The following is a 13,368-nucleotide window of genomic DNA, read 5'->3' as shown; positions in this document are numbered from 1 at the left end:
TGTGCCATGCACGCTGTCCTGATGGCTGTTTGCGCTTTCGTTTCAGCCGGATTCCGACCCCGTACGCCGCTGGCGCGCGGCATCGTCGCCACCTTGTGCGTCAAGGTGTGCGTGGTGGTGGCCATGCGTCTGTTCTTGTTCGGCGGCGACGACCGCGTCGCGGTGAACCCGTCCGTCATGGATGGCCGCCTGACGGCCGTCGCCGCCCGAGAGGGGGACAACTGAGCCCATGTTCGACATCGATCCAACCCAGGTGGGGCGGCTGCAATTCGCCGCCACCGCCCTTTACCACTTCCTGTTCGTGCCCCTGACCCTGGGGCTGTCGTTCCTGCTGGCCATCATGGAAAGCGTCTACGTCATGTCGGGACGCACCATCTGGCGCGACATGACCAAATTCTGGGGCAAGCTGTTCGGCATCAACTTCGCCATGGGGGTCGCCACCGGCATCACCATGGAATTCCAGTTCGGCACCAACTGGGCCTATTACTCACACTACGTCGGCGACATCTTCGGCGCGCCCTTGGCCATCGAGGGGCTGATGGCCTTTTTCCTGGAATCCACCTTCGTCGGCCTGTTTTTCTTCGGCTGGAACCGCATGAGCAAGGTGGGGCACCTGAGCGCCACCTGGCTGGTGGCCATCGGCTCCAACATGTCGGCGCTGTGGATCCTGATCGCCAACGGTTGGATGCAAAATCCGGTCGGCGCCACCTTCAACCCCGACACCATGCGCATGGAGATGAGCTCGTTCTGGGAATTGCTGTTCAACCCGGCGGCCCAGTCCAAGTTCGTCCACACCATCAGCGCCGGCTACGTCACCGGGTCCATCTTCGTCATGGCCATCAGCGCCTGGTATCTGCTGAAGAACCGTCACGTTCAATTCGCGCGGCGGTCCATGATCGTGGCCTCGGCCTTCGGTCTGTTGTCCAGCCTGTCGGTGGTGGTGCTGGGCGACGAGAGCGGCTACACCGTCAGCGAAAGCCAGAAGATGAAGCTGGCGGCCATGGAGGGCATGTGGGAGACCGAAGCCGCGCCCGCCGGTTTCACCGTCTTCGCCATTCCCGACAGCAAGACCGGCGAGAACCACTACGAGATCAAGGTTCCTTGGGTTCTTGGCCTGATCGCCACCCGCTCGGTCGACCAGCCCGTGCCCGGCATCAACGAGTTGTTGATCCAAGCCGAACAGCGGGTCCGCAACGGTTTGGTGGCCTATGACGCGCTGGAGCGTCTGCGCGCCGACCGCTCCGACGTCGAGGCCCGCCAGACCCTGGCCGCCACCGACAAGGACCTGGGCCACGCCCTGCTGCTGAAGAAGTACGTGGCCGACCCGCGCCAAGCCGACGACGCCACCATCGCCAGGGCGGCCCGCGACACCTTGCCCGGTGTCGGGCCGCTGTTCTGGAGCTTCCGTCTGATGGTGGCGCTGGGCTTCTTCTTCATCGCCTTCTTCGCCGTGGCGTTCTGGAAGGCCTGCAAGCGCGACTTCACCAGCACCCGTTTCCTGAAGTTGTGCCTGTGGTCGCTGCCCCTGCCGTGGATTGCCGCCGAGTTGGGCTGGTTCGTGGCCGAATTCGGACGCCAGCCCTGGGCGGTGGACGGCATGTTGCCGACCTTCCTGGCGTCGTCGTCGCTGTCGCTGCCCAAGGTTCTGTTCACCCTTGGCGGCTTCGTCTTGTTCTACTCGTCGCTGTTGGTGGTGGACATCGTGCTCATGCGCAAGACCGTGCGCCTGGGTCCGGTCGAGGCCCTGGGTCTCAAGGCCCCGGCGCCGCTCGCCGGTGCCGCTCCGCAACCCGCCGAATAAGGAACACGCATCATGGAAATCCTGACGGATTACACAATCCTTCGCCTGATCTGGTGGCTGTTCCTCGGCGTCTTGCTGATCGGCTTCGCCATCATGGACGGCTTCGACCTGGGCGTCGCGGCGCAATTGCCCTTCGTCGCCCGGACCGACGTGGAACGCCGCGTCGCCATCAACACCATCGGCCCGGTGTGGGACGGCAATCAGGTGTGGCTGATCCTGGGCGGCGGCGCCATCTTCGCCGCCTGGCCAGCCATCTACGCCGCCGCCTTCTCGGGCTTCTACATCGCGTTGTTCCTGGTGCTGGCGGCGCTGATCATCCGCCCCGTCGGTTTCGAGTTCCGCAACAAGATCGCCCACCCCACCTGGCGGGCGTTCTGGGATTGGGCGTTGACCATCGGCGGTCTGGTGCCGTCCCTGGTGTTCGGCGTCGCCTTCGGCAATCTGTTGCAGGGCGTTCCGTTCCGCATCGATCCCGAAATGCGTATCTTTTACGAAGGCACCGGCCTGTTCGAGCTGTTGAATCCGTTCGGCCTTTTGGCCGGGCTGGTGTCGTTGACCATGCTGTTGGCCCATGGCGCGGTCTACCTGTCGGTCAAGGCCGACGGCCCGGTCCGCGAGCGGGCGGCCAAGGTGCTGACCGTCACCGCGCCGCTTTGCGTCTTGCTGTTCGTGCTGGCCGGGGTGTGGTTGTCCCTGGGGATTCCCGGCTATGTCATCACCGGCGAATTCCTGACCAACGGCCCGTCCAACCCGCTGTTCAAGGCGGTGACGGTGACCGACGGCGCATGGCTGACCAATTACGCCGCCTATCCATGGATGATCGCGGCACCGGTTCTGGGGATCGCCGGACCGTTGCTGGCGCTGATGCTGGTGCGTCTGGGCCGCCCCGGCCTGGGCTTCGTCGCCAGCGGCACCGGCGTCCTGGGCATCATCTCCACCGCCGGGGTCAGCATGTTCCCCTTCCTGATGCCGTCCAGCATCGACCCGGTGTCCAGCCTGACGGTGTGGGACGCGTCGTCCAGCCAGCGCACGCTGTTCATCATGCTGATCTGCACGCTGATCTTCCTGCCCATCGTGTTGTCCTACACCGGCTTCGTGTTCCGCGTCCTGCGCGGGCGCGTCACCGCCCAGGACATCGAAACCAACCCCACCGGCCATTACTAAGGAGGCCCGGAACATGTGGTACTTCACCTGGATTCTCGGCATCGGTCTGGCCTCTGGGGCCGCCATCCTGAACGCGCTGTGGCACGAGACGCAATTGCCCGATCCGGGCGGCGCCGACCGCTGACGCACTCTTGGGCGGACGCGAAGCGTCCGCCCCCTTTTCCCCTCCCATCGCGGAGTTCCACCATGAAGCAATCGTTCTGGAGCGTGCGCAGCGACCAACAGCCGTTGGCCATCATCGCCGCCGACCGGCCGGAACTGGCCCGAACCATCGTCGAAGCGCTGATCGATCACGGCGACCTGCCGCAAAGCGCGGCCTCCGCCGAACTCGACCCCTGTCCGGCCCGACAGGCCCGACGCACCCTGTCCAAGGCACGGGCGCTGGGGTTGCGCAGCGGCTTTCTCGCCTATGTGGCCGGGGGCATCTTCTTCACCGCCATCGGCGGGCTGACGCTTCCATCCGTTTCCGTCAGCGCGTCATGAGGGGGATCCGTCCCTGGATCAAGGTGATTCCCGCCATCGTGGTCGTCGCCGCGCTGGCGGGAATCCAATTGTCCCATCTGTTGGGAAACAACGGGCCGCAAGCCGCCGAATATCCCCGCTTCACCCTGGTCGATCAACGGGGCCACACGGTGACCGAGGCCGATTTTCGCGGCCGCTTCTTGCTTGTCTATTTCGGCTACACCTATTGCCCGGACGTGTGTCCCACCAGCCTGTCCACCATGGCCGGAGCGTTGTACCGCCTGGGAACACGGGCCGACGCCATCCAGACGGCCATGATCACCGTCGATCCCGACCGCGACCCGCCATCCGTCCTGGGGGAATACGTCGTTTCTTTCTGGCCGGGCATGGTGGGTCTGGGCGGGTCGCCAGAACAGGTGGCCGAGGCGGCTCGGCAATTCGCCGTCGTCTATACCCGTAATGGCGATGGCGACGACTACACCATGGACCATTCCGCCTTCTTGTATCTGATGGCGCCGGACGGCCGTCTTGCGCTCACCATTCCGCACGGAACCCCGGCCGAAGCGTTGGCCCGCTTGTTGGCCGAACAGGTCCCGTGACGGATGCTCCCCCGCCGACACGGCGGGGGAGCGCACAATCCGTCAGTGCTTCATGGCGCCAGCCGCCTTGCGCTTTTCCTCGCGACGCATGCGGATCATCTTGGTGTCGTCGGCCATGCTCATGTAGCTGAGCATCAAGGCGCGGTCGAAATCCGCCACCTCGCCCGAGCCCTTGGCCGCCTCGGCCGCCACCTTGGACGCGAACGAGGTCTTGGCCACCTTGCTCATCACCGGCTTGTGGTCGCCGCCGATGACATAGAAAGCGGCCTCGGCGTTGGTTAGCGGCTTGATTTCCGCGCCCGAACCGTTGTCCGGGGCATAGATCGCCTTCGGCACGCGGTCCAGGTTGAGCGACAGCGAAATCGCCGCGCAATGGATCGAACAGGTGCCGTCCACCAGATCGTCGCTGTAATGGATCAGATGGCGCGAGAAATGGAACTGCTTACGGTCCATGCCGCAATAGGGGCACTTCTTGTACTTGTCCAATTCGCCCTCCAGCGGATTGGGGTCCTTGGGCGCCTTGGGCATGAACTGCATGGGCGTGCCGTCGCCTTCGGCCGCGAAGGCCGGGGCGGAATGAACCAGGGTGGCGGCGGCGGCAATGGTGGTGCCGGCCATCAGGAACTGACGACGCTTCATGGTGCTTCCTCTCGGGAAAATGCCCGGCGCGCGGTATGCGACATCCAAAGGATGCCTGATCCAAAGGACGCCTGCCGGGCGGATTACGGAATGTCGGAAAAAACGGAACCGCGGTCAGACCGCGGACGGCGGCCCACGCGACGGCAAGGGCGGCAAGGCCAGAACGGTCGCCGGACCATCGGTAGAAAGCGGCGGGGACGGCGCGGCAACGGGCAACGCGACGAACAGCACCATGGCAACACGGTCTGGAAGCGTCGCGAGGCGGTCGCCGAATTGAGCCTGACACAGCGGGCATTGCTGGCACTGGCCCAAATCGGCCAAGTCGCCGGCCAGATCGCCGCCATGCACCGAACAGGTGGGCGGGAACAAGCCTTCTTCCACCCAGGCAGCCTGGGACTGCGACAGCGGCAACAACAGTTGGGCGACCAGGGACAGCACGCCCAGAACCACCGCCAGACGACGCAACGCCCGGAGAGGTCGGAAACGGCTTTGGCCCTTGGAACGCGACATGCGGTGTTCCCCCTGACACGCATCCGGTCACAAGATGCGCGCGGATCAGCATTAACACATTGACCGCTGTCAAACCAGGGGGTGAAAGCCGCCATCCCCATCGCGCGCCCTTGCGAATTGTCGTTGCCGAGGCGGAAATATCCGCGCTTACTGCTCGGGTATTATTCGTCCCGCACGAGGACATCCGATGAGCGACACCGTCACCTATCCCGTCGATTCCACCCGCCGCGACTTCCTGGTGTGGACCACCACCGCGACCGCCGCCGTGGGCACCGCCGCCGCCCTGATTCCCTTCCTCGGCAGTCTGAACCCGGCCGCCGACACTTTGGCGGTGGGAAGCATCGAAGTGGATATTTCCACCGTCGCCGAGGGCATGGCGATCACCGTCTCCTGGCGGGGCAAACCGGTCTTCATCCGCCACCGCAGCGTGGCGGAAATCGAACGGGCCCAATCCGAGGACAGCGCCGACCTGCGCCACCGGGAAGCCGATGCCAGCCGGGTTCAGCAACCGCAATGGCTGGTGGTCGAGGGCGTGTGCACCCATCTCGGCTGTGTGCCGCTGGGGCAAAAGCCCGGTGATCCCAGGGGCGATTACGCCGGCTGGTTCTGTCCGTGCCACGGATCGCACTACGACACCTCGGGCCGCATCCGCAAGGGGCCCGCGCCACTGAACCTGCCGGTGCCGCCCTATCAGTTCCTGTCCGAAGCCGTCATCCGCCTGGGTTGAACATTTCAATGAAAATCGCCGTCAGCAGCCTGAACGGGCAGACCGTCACCGCCCATCCCGGCAAGACCAACCGTTTCCTGATGTTCGAGGTCACGGACAAAAGCCCGCCGCGACAGATGGCGGCCCTGACCCTGCCGCGGGAAATGATCCTGAACTGCGCCTATCCCGACGCCGACCACCCCCTTTACAGCGTGGACGTGGTCATCGCCGCCAGCGCAAAAGGTGGACTGGCCCAGCGTCTGAGCCAGCACGGCGTGCGTCTGGTCACCACCTGCGAACGATCCCCCGAACGCGCCGTGGAGGCTTTCCTCTCCAGAAGTTGATCGTTCCCCCTCCGACCAAAGGACACGAGCGCTTCGCCGCCGTTGCCGCTATAGTGCGCGACGGAGAGGGGATGCGCGCGCTTATGCTTGCACCGCCGTAACAAAACTGTCACAAACACGCCCCTTGGTCGCCATCGCGACGGGTATGAAGTGGACGTATGCCTAAGGCGGAACGCAAGAAAAAGCCCCTGATCCAGTACGCGGCCCTGCCTTACCGGATCGAGGACGGCCATCCCCTGGTTCTCCTGGTCACCAGCCGCGAGACCAAGAGGTGGATTCTGCCCAAGGGGCAGCCGGAACGGAAACTGTCCCCGCATCAGGTGGCGGAAACCGAAGCCTATGAAGAAGCCGGGCTGGTCGGCACCGTGTTCAAGACCGCCTTTGCCCAATTCGACAGCTTCAAGCGCCTGAAGGACGGGCGCGAGGTGCCGTGCACGGTCCGTGTCTACCTGCTTGAGGTAACGCACGAGCTGACGGCGTGGCCGGAAAAGGACCAGCGCGAACGCCGCTGGATGACGCCGGGCGAAGCGGCGATGATGGTCACGGAACCCGGATTGGTCCGCGTTCTGCTGGATTTCGGCGGCCGCTTCAATTGACATGCCTGCGTCGCGCCTGAAAAGAAGACGCGCAGCCATTCCCTGTGATATATGACAGCCGCGTTACAGAGGATGGGGTTCCCATGGCCTTGAAGTTCATCCGTGCCCTGATGCCCAGGGAAGAACGGTTCGTTGAAAATTTCGCAGCCCACGCCGAACGTCTGGTCGCCGCCTCGGGCGCGCTGATCGCCATGATACAGGCACCGCCCGAAGAGCGCGAAGCGCGGTTCGAGGACATCCGCGTCATCGAAAAGCAAGCAGACACCATCGCCCGCGAAACCCTGATGGCGCTGCATCGGGCGTTCATCACGCCGTTCGACCGCTCCGACATCCACGCCCTGATCACCGCCCAGGACGATACCGTCGACCTGATCGAGGATGTCGGCCGCCACGCCCTGCTCTATCGCATCGAGCGCTTCACGCCGCACATGCTGGAACTGGCACGCCAGATCCAAGAAGGCGCCAAGATGCTGGCCGAGGCGATTCCGCTGTTGTCCAACGTCGACAAGAACGTGGTCCGCATCACCCAATTGTGTGAGCGCATCGGCCGCATCGAAAGCGAGGCGGACACCGCCCTTCACCAGGGTTTGTCCGCCCTGATCGCCGAACAGCCGACCACCATCGCCTTCTTGGGTGCCAAGGAGGTGTACGAGATGCTGGAAGCGGTCACCGACCGGTGCGACGACGTCGCCGACCTGATCGAAGGCATCGTTCTCGACCACGTATAGGCCGCCCGTCCATGGACGCCGTAACCCTTTCCATTCCCGCGCTGATCGCCATCATCCTGGTGGCCTTGGCCTTCGACTTCATCAACGGCCTGCACGACGCGGCCAACTCCATCGCCACGGTGGTTTCCACGCGCGTGCTGCCACCGGCCTACGCTGTGGCGTGGGCGGCCTTCTTCAACTTCATCGCCTTCCTGTTCTTCGGATTGCATGTGGCCAAGACCGTCGGCACCGGCATCGTTGAACCATCGGTCATCGACCCATACGTCATCCTGGCGGCGTTGATGGGGGCCATCGGCTGGAACCTGTTCACCTGGTGGCTGGGCTTTCCGTCGTCGTCCTCGCACGCCCTGATCGGCGGCCTGGCCGGGGCCGGCATCTCCAAGGCGGGATTGGACGGATTGGCCACCGCCGGCTTCGTCAAGACCTCGGTGGCCATCGTCGGCTCGCCGGTCACCGGCTTCGTCTTGGCCATCATCCTGATGGCGGTGCTGTCGTGGGCGTTGCGCCGGGCGACACCGTTCCTGGTGGACCGTGGGTTCCGCCACCTGCAACTGATCTCGGCGGCGCTCTACTCCCTGGGACACGGCGGCAACGACGCCCAGAAGACCATGGGCATCATCGCCGTGCTGCTGTACAGCCAGGGCCATCTGGGCGGCGAATTCCACGTCCCCTTCTGGGTCATCATCGCCTCTCAGGTGGCCATGGGTCTGGGCACGCTGATGGGGGGCTGGCGCATCGTCAGGACCATGGGGTCCAAGATCACCGATCTCAAGCCGTTCCAAGGTTTCTGTGCCGAAACCGCCGGCGCCATGACCCTGTTCGGCGCCACCTACCTGGGCATTCCGGTCTCCACCACCCATACCATCACCGGCGCCATCGTCGGCGTGGGGTCGGCGCGGCGGGCATCGGCGGTGCGCTGGGGACTGGCTGCCAACATCGTGTGGGCATGGATTTTCACCATTCCCGCCGCCGGCATCATCGGTGCCGGGTCCTATTGGCTCATCACCGTTCTGCGCTGAACCTCCGCGCGGCAAAACCAAAGGGCGCGTCGTTTCCGACGCGGCTCAGATTGCGGAAAGCCCTCGCCCTTGGTGGGGGCTTTCTTTTATGTTCACCGTCCGGGCGGTTGCTGTTTCGCCAACACGTATTCCAGCTTGCGCAGAGCTGTCTGCTTGAGACGCGCCGTTCCAGCGCTGGCGTCGCCGACAATGGACACCTCGGTCGCGGTGGCCGCGTCGATGGCCGAAACCTTGACGTACGCGCCAATCTGGCGGAATTCGAACAAAACCTCACGCGCGGCCATCAGGACACTCCTCGAAACTCAGTTCATCCTCCACCGGATGAAAAAAACGGTCAACGTCTTCGGACGTCACCTTCGCCAATGTCGATGGATCCCAGCGCGGCGCGCGATCCAGACGATATTCTGGCAGCGAACAATGCCCGATTGGCGTCATGATTTCCTTGGTTCCGCGCCTGCCAAACCGCCTTGATGTCACCACCGGCACAGAACGCCTGGCCACTTCCCTCGATGATCACCGCCCCGACAGACGAATCCGAACCCCAGGCGCGCAATTGGGCATGAATGGCCGGAAACTGCGAAGGTCCCAACGCGTTAAGCACTTGTGGACGGTTCAATCGGACGATCCCCAATCCGCCTGAACGTAAAAACACGGTCTCCATCTCGCTTCCCGCTATAATCCACTATTTTCATGGAATATGATTATTGACATCAAATTTTCTGTGTGAAATTTTTCAATTTGCCAACATAATCGTTCGGAATAACTCTGTCCCCCTCTCGTGGTCGCGCCCGACGAAGATTAGCGCGCTCTAATAACAGGAGACCAAGCATGTCCGTGAAGAGTGTCCATCCCGAAACCCTGGTGCTCCACGCCGGTTACCGCAGCGACCCGACCACTAACGCCGTCGCCGTGCCGATTTATCAGACCACTTCGTATCAGTTCCGCGACGCAGAACACGCCGGAAATTTGTTCGCCCTCAAGGAACTGGGTAACATCTACACCCGCATCATGAACCCGACTACCGACGTGCTGGAACAGCGTCTGGCCGCCCTGGAAGGCGGCGTCGCGGCGCTGGCGGTGTCGTCCGGTCAGGCGGCCAGCACCTTCGCCATTTTGAACGTGGCGCAAAGCGGTGACAACTTCGTCACCTCGACCGACCTTTACGGCGGCACCTGGAACCTGTTCGCCAACGTGTTCAAACAATTCGGCATCGAAGCCCGCTTCGTCGATCCGGCCGACCCCGAAGCCTTCGTACGGGCCACCGACGAACGTACCCGCGCCTGGTACGCCGAAACCTTGCCCAATCCCAAATTGCGGGTCTTCCCCATCGCCGAGGTCGCCAAGCTGGCCGACCAGGTGGGCGTGCCCCTGATCATCGACAACACCGCCGCCCCGATCATCGCCAAGCCGTTGGAACTGGGCGCCCACATCGTCGTTTACTCGACCACCAAGTATATCGGCGGCCATGGCACTTCGATTGGCGGCGCCATCATCGATTCCGGCCGTTTCGATTGGGAGAAGAACGCCAAGCGCTTCCCGCTGTTGAACGAACCCGATCCCAGCTATCACGGCGCGGTGTGGACCCAGGCCGTCAAGCCGCTGGGACCGATCGCCTACATCCTGCGCGCCCGCGTCACGTTGCTGCGCGACGTCGGTGCCGCCACCAGCCCGTTCAACGCCTTCCAGACCATTCAAGGCCTGGAAACCTTGCCGCTGCGCATTCGTGCCCATAACGAGAACGCCATCAAGGTCGCCGAATTCCTGGCGACCCATCCCAAGGTGGTGTCGGTCATCCATCCCAGCCAACAAAGCGGCGAGGACCGCCGCCGCGCCGACGCCACTCTCAAGGGCGGTTACGGCGCCCTGCTCGGTTTCGAGCTCAAGGGCGGGGTCGAGGCTGGCAAGCGTTTCATCGACGCCCTGGAGCTGTTCTACCATGTCGCCAACATCGGCGACGCCCGTTCCCTGGCCATCCACCCGGCCAGCACCACCCATTCGCAATTGTCCACCGAAGATCAACTGGCGACCGGCGTCACCCCCGGCTATGTCCGTCTGTCCATCGGTATCGAACACATCGACGACATCATCGCCGACCTGTCCCAGGCATTGGACAAGGCCTAAGAACATAATCGGGGCGGAAAACCGTCAAAGCCGCCCCGATCAAAATCAAAAGCCCCGCCGAAACGGCGGGGCTCAGATTGCTGACAACGTCCCGCACAACCTGCTCCCTTTCCCAATTGGGAGGGGTGATATTTGCGTTGTCGCCAGGATGGCGGCGGCGTGCTAAACCGAATGGGAGAAGCCGCAACCAGCGGACGCGGATCTTTCGGAAACGCCATGGCAGATAGCGGAGAGAAGATCACCAGGGATTTGACCATCCGCTACGTCGCCGTCCTGGCGGTGTTGGGTGGGCTGGCGATCGCGTCTTTTCTTGGGCTGGCCCGCATCGTCATGGATGCGGAAAGCGGTACCACGTTGGTCAGCGTGGCCGGTGGTCAGCGCGTCCTGGTTCAGCGCATCGCCTATCTGGCGACGCGCCTGTCGGCCTTGTCGGCCGGCGAGGAACGGCAGGCGGCCGAGCGGGCGTTGGTGGACGCCGTCAACCAGTTGGAATCCGCCCATACCGGTTTGCTGGCCGGTCTGCCGGAACTACGTGCTCCCAAACCGCCATCGGAACGGCTGAACGCGCTTTATTTCGGTCCTGACGGCAACGTGGACGCCCAGGTGCGGGCTTTTGCCGGCGCGGCGCGAGCCATCGTCGCGCGTTTTCCCGCCGCGCCCAATGCCCGCGACCTCGACCTTGTCGCGGTCAACGCCGCGGCTTCCGGGCCTTTGCTTGATGCGTTGGAACGGCTGACCGCGCTTTATCTGGCCGAGAACGACGAGCGGCTGGTGCGGTTGTCCGCCTTGCATGGCGCGGCGCTGGTGGTGATCCTGGCGCTTCTGGTGGTTTCGGCGGCCGGGGTGTTCCAGCCCATGGTGGCCCGCATCAAGGCCGACATCGAGGAACGCGCCGCCGCCGAACGGGGATTGCGCGAGTCCGAGGAACGCTTGTGGAAGATCCTTGAGGAAAGCCCCATCGGCGTGTCGGCATCCCGCCGCGCCGACGGGCGGGTGCTGTTCGCCAACCGCCGCTTTTGCGAGATCATCGGTGCCCGGCGCGAGGACGTGGTGGGCGAACCGGCCCGCAACCATTTCGTCGACGACGATCAACGTCGCCGCATCATCGACATCCTGAAGGTGCAAGGTCACATCGACGACCGCGAGGTGGAGTTCCGCCGTCGCGACGGCACGGCGTTCTGGAGCCTTTTGACCCTGCGCGCCACCCGTGTCGAGGGCGAGGGGGTCAACCTGGCCTGGGTCTACGACATTTCGGCCATGAAGGCGGCGCAGGAGCGGCTGCGCCTGACCGCCAAGGTGGTGGAAAGCGCGTCCGAGGCGGTGGTCATCACCAACATCCGCAACCAGATCGAATACGTCAACCCGGCCTTCACCGCCATCACCGAATATCGCCCCGAGGACGTGATCGGCGCCAATCCCCGGATGCTGCAATCTGGGCGGCACGACGCCGACTTCTATCGCGACATGTGGACGGAAATTCGTGCCACGGGGCGGTGGCGCGGCGAAATCTGGAACCGCCGCAAGTCGGGCGAGTTCTATGCCGAGTGGCTGAGCATCGTCGCCATCAAGGATGACGATGGCAACCCCACCCATCACATCGCGATTTTCTCGGACATCACCCACCGCAAGGAAGACGAGGAACGGGTGTGGCGGCAGGCCAATTACGATGCCCTGACCGGCCTTCCCAACCGGGCATTGTTCCTGGACCGCCTGAACCAGACCGTGCGCCAGAGCCGGCGCGAGAACAAGAAATTCGCCCTGATGTTCCTTGACCTTGACGGCTTCAAGGCGGTCAACGACACGTTGGGGCACGCGGCCGGCGACATCCTGCTTCAGCAGACGGCGGCACGGTTGACGGAATGCATGCGCGCGTCCGACACCGTGGCGCGACTGGCCGGTGACGAGTTCACCTGTATCCTGTGGGGGGTGCGCAACCACGACGACGTGGCGGTGGTGGCGGCGAAAATCCTTGAACGCCTGGGCACGCCTTTCGACCTGGATGGCCGAGAGGCCAGCGTGTGCGCCTCGATTGGCATCGCGCTGTTCCCCGAACATGCCACCGACGGCGCGGTTCTGTTGCAATTGGCCGACGCCGCCATGTACAGCGTGAAGAAGAGCGGCAAGAACAATTTCGAGTTCGTCGACACCGGATCGTGTCCGGTCTCCATGGTCGGAGTGGCCGCGCCCGAGCTGTGATTCCGATTGTCCCGGCACTCACCGGGACATCGGCTCCAGTGTCAGGACAGGCTCATCAGGAACGGCCGATAGGGGCGATCGTTGGTGCGGATGTGGTCCAACAGCCAAGTTTGCAGGAAATGCGCCGTTTCGGAGGTCAGGTTGGCGATTTCCTCGGCCTGGGCGGCGTCGGTGTAGCGCGCTTTCAACGCTTCCGCCTGCAACAGCAGACGTTCGTGCTCGGTCCTGTGGGCAACCAGACCGGGATAGCCGTGCCGGTCCAACAGTCGCTCCTCGGCCAGGAAGTGGGCGCGGGTGCGCAAGATCATGTTGTCCAGAACCTGCGCCAGGGCGGCGACGGATTGGCCGGCTTCCACCGCCTCCAGGAAGAGGTTGCACACGTCGAGCAGATCCTTGTGCTCGGCGTCGATGGCCGGCAGGCCCAGCTTGAACTCGTCGCTCCATTCAATGCGGGAAACAGTCATGGCGCCTCCTTCCTGAAGA

18 protein-coding genes are annotated in these 13,368 nt (G+C 63.8%); 13 read left to right on the top strand and 5 right to left on the bottom strand.

Annotated elements, in window-relative coordinates:
• Positions 1–6 precede the first annotated feature (6 nt).
• From G4223_RS04795 to G4223_RS04770, 6 genes are all read left to right on the top strand, one after another.
• Entirely contained in the window at positions 7–225 is a 219-nt protein-coding gene (locus G4223_RS04795) for a hypothetical protein (RefSeq protein ID WP_163675772.1), read from the top strand.
• A gap of 4 nt (positions 226–229) precedes the next feature.
• A complete protein-coding gene (locus G4223_RS04790) occupies positions 230–1,801 on the top strand; it encodes a cytochrome ubiquinol oxidase subunit I (RefSeq protein WP_163675769.1) in 1,572 nt (523 codons plus the stop codon).
• A 12-nt stretch (positions 1,802–1,813) separates the two neighbouring features.
• Positions 1,814–2,965 (top strand): cytochrome d ubiquinol oxidase subunit II, encoded by a 1,152-nt coding sequence (gene cydB, locus G4223_RS04785; protein WP_163675766.1) that lies wholly within the window; start codon positions 1,814–1,816, stop codon positions 2,963–2,965.
• Between the two features lie 13 nt (positions 2,966–2,978).
• Positions 2,979–3,089, top strand: a complete 111-nt coding sequence (gene cydX, locus G4223_RS04780; protein ID WP_163675763.1) for a cytochrome bd-I oxidase subunit CydX — start codon at positions 2,979–2,981, stop codon at positions 3,087–3,089.
• Between the two features lie 62 nt (positions 3,090–3,151).
• Positions 3,152–3,448: a hypothetical protein gene (locus G4223_RS04775; RefSeq protein ID WP_163675761.1), complete on the top strand. Its 297-nt coding sequence runs from the start codon at positions 3,152–3,154 to the stop codon at positions 3,446–3,448.
• On the top strand, positions 3,445–4,026 hold the full coding sequence (locus G4223_RS04770) for an SCO family protein (RefSeq protein ID WP_163675758.1): 582 nt from the start codon (positions 3,445–3,447) through the stop codon (positions 4,024–4,026). Before G4223_RS04775 ends, G4223_RS04770 begins: the two co-directional genes overlap by 4 nt.
• Before the next feature lie 42 nt (positions 4,027–4,068).
• On the opposite strand, the gene G4223_RS04765 is transcribed toward G4223_RS04770, so the two are convergent.
• Together G4223_RS04765 and G4223_RS04760 are read right to left on the bottom strand one after the other, a co-directional pair.
• Positions 4,069–4,665, bottom strand: a complete 597-nt coding sequence (locus G4223_RS04765; RefSeq protein WP_163675755.1) for a nitrous oxide reductase accessory protein NosL — start codon at positions 4,663–4,665, stop codon at positions 4,069–4,071.
• 114 nt (positions 4,666–4,779) lie between these two features.
• Positions 4,780–5,175, bottom strand: coding sequence for a hypothetical protein (locus tag G4223_RS04760; protein ID WP_163675752.1), 396 nt, complete (start codon positions 5,173–5,175; stop codon positions 4,780–4,782).
• A gap of 187 nt (positions 5,176–5,362) precedes the next feature.
• Between G4223_RS04760 and petA the strand changes: the two genes are divergently transcribed.
• The 5 genes from petA (at position 5,363) to G4223_RS04735 (ending at position 8,568) form a co-directional block, all read left to right on the top strand.
• Positions 5,363–5,902 (top strand): ubiquinol-cytochrome c reductase iron-sulfur subunit, encoded by a 540-nt coding sequence (petA, locus tag G4223_RS04755; protein WP_163675750.1) that lies wholly within the window; start codon positions 5,363–5,365, stop codon positions 5,900–5,902.
• 8 nt (positions 5,903–5,910) lie between these two features.
• Positions 5,911–6,225, top strand: a complete 315-nt coding sequence (locus tag G4223_RS04750) for a NifB/NifX family molybdenum-iron cluster-binding protein (RefSeq protein WP_163675748.1) — start codon at positions 5,911–5,913, stop codon at positions 6,223–6,225.
• 158 nt (positions 6,226–6,383) lie between these two features.
• Positions 6,384–6,821, top strand: a complete 438-nt coding sequence (locus tag G4223_RS04745; RefSeq protein WP_163675746.1) for an NUDIX hydrolase — start codon at positions 6,384–6,386, stop codon at positions 6,819–6,821.
• Between the two features lie 83 nt (positions 6,822–6,904).
• Positions 6,905–7,549, top strand: coding sequence for a DUF47 domain-containing protein (locus tag G4223_RS04740; protein ID WP_163675744.1), 645 nt, complete (start codon positions 6,905–6,907; stop codon positions 7,547–7,549).
• Between the two features lie 11 nt (positions 7,550–7,560).
• Positions 7,561–8,568 (top strand): inorganic phosphate transporter, encoded by a 1,008-nt coding sequence (locus G4223_RS04735; RefSeq protein ID WP_163675742.1) that lies wholly within the window; start codon positions 7,561–7,563, stop codon positions 8,566–8,568.
• 92 nt (positions 8,569–8,660) lie between these two features.
• On the opposite strand, the gene G4223_RS04730 is transcribed toward G4223_RS04735, so the two are convergent.
• A complete protein-coding gene (locus G4223_RS04730) occupies positions 8,661–8,852 on the bottom strand; it encodes a DUF6898 family protein (RefSeq protein ID WP_163675740.1) in 192 nt (63 codons plus the stop codon).
• Positions 8,853–8,902: 50 nt separating this feature from the next.
• Entirely contained in the window at positions 8,903–9,229 is a 327-nt protein-coding gene (locus G4223_RS04725; RefSeq protein WP_163675737.1) for an enoyl-CoA hydratase/isomerase family protein, read from the bottom strand.
• Positions 9,230–9,396: 167 nt separating this feature from the next.
• Between G4223_RS04725 and G4223_RS04720 the strand changes: the two genes are divergently transcribed.
• Both G4223_RS04720 and G4223_RS04715 read left to right on the top strand, forming a co-directional pair.
• On the top strand, positions 9,397–10,689 hold the full coding sequence (locus G4223_RS04720; RefSeq protein WP_163675734.1) for an O-acetylhomoserine aminocarboxypropyltransferase/cysteine synthase family protein: 1,293 nt from the start codon (positions 9,397–9,399) through the stop codon (positions 10,687–10,689).
• A 216-nt stretch (positions 10,690–10,905) separates the two neighbouring features.
• Positions 10,906–12,885, top strand: coding sequence for a diguanylate cyclase domain-containing protein (locus G4223_RS04715; RefSeq protein ID WP_163675731.1), 1,980 nt, complete (start codon positions 10,906–10,908; stop codon positions 12,883–12,885).
• Between the two features lie 41 nt (positions 12,886–12,926).
• Here G4223_RS04715 and G4223_RS04710 read toward each other — a convergent pair whose 3' ends face one another.
• On the bottom strand, positions 12,927–13,349 hold the full coding sequence (locus G4223_RS04710) for a bacteriohemerythrin (RefSeq protein ID WP_163675728.1): 423 nt from the start codon (positions 13,347–13,349) through the stop codon (positions 12,927–12,929).
• Between the last annotated feature and the right edge of the window lie 19 nt (positions 13,350–13,368).

Origin of the sequence: Magnetospirillum aberrantis SpK (assembly GCF_011022235.1) — a bacterium.
In the GTDB taxonomy this organism is placed as follows: domain Bacteria; phylum Pseudomonadota; class Alphaproteobacteria; order Rhodospirillales; family Magnetospirillaceae; genus Magnetospirillum; species Magnetospirillum aberrantis.
Note: the sequence above shows the minus strand (reverse complement) of the source record. Positions and strands in the feature narration are given on the sequence as shown.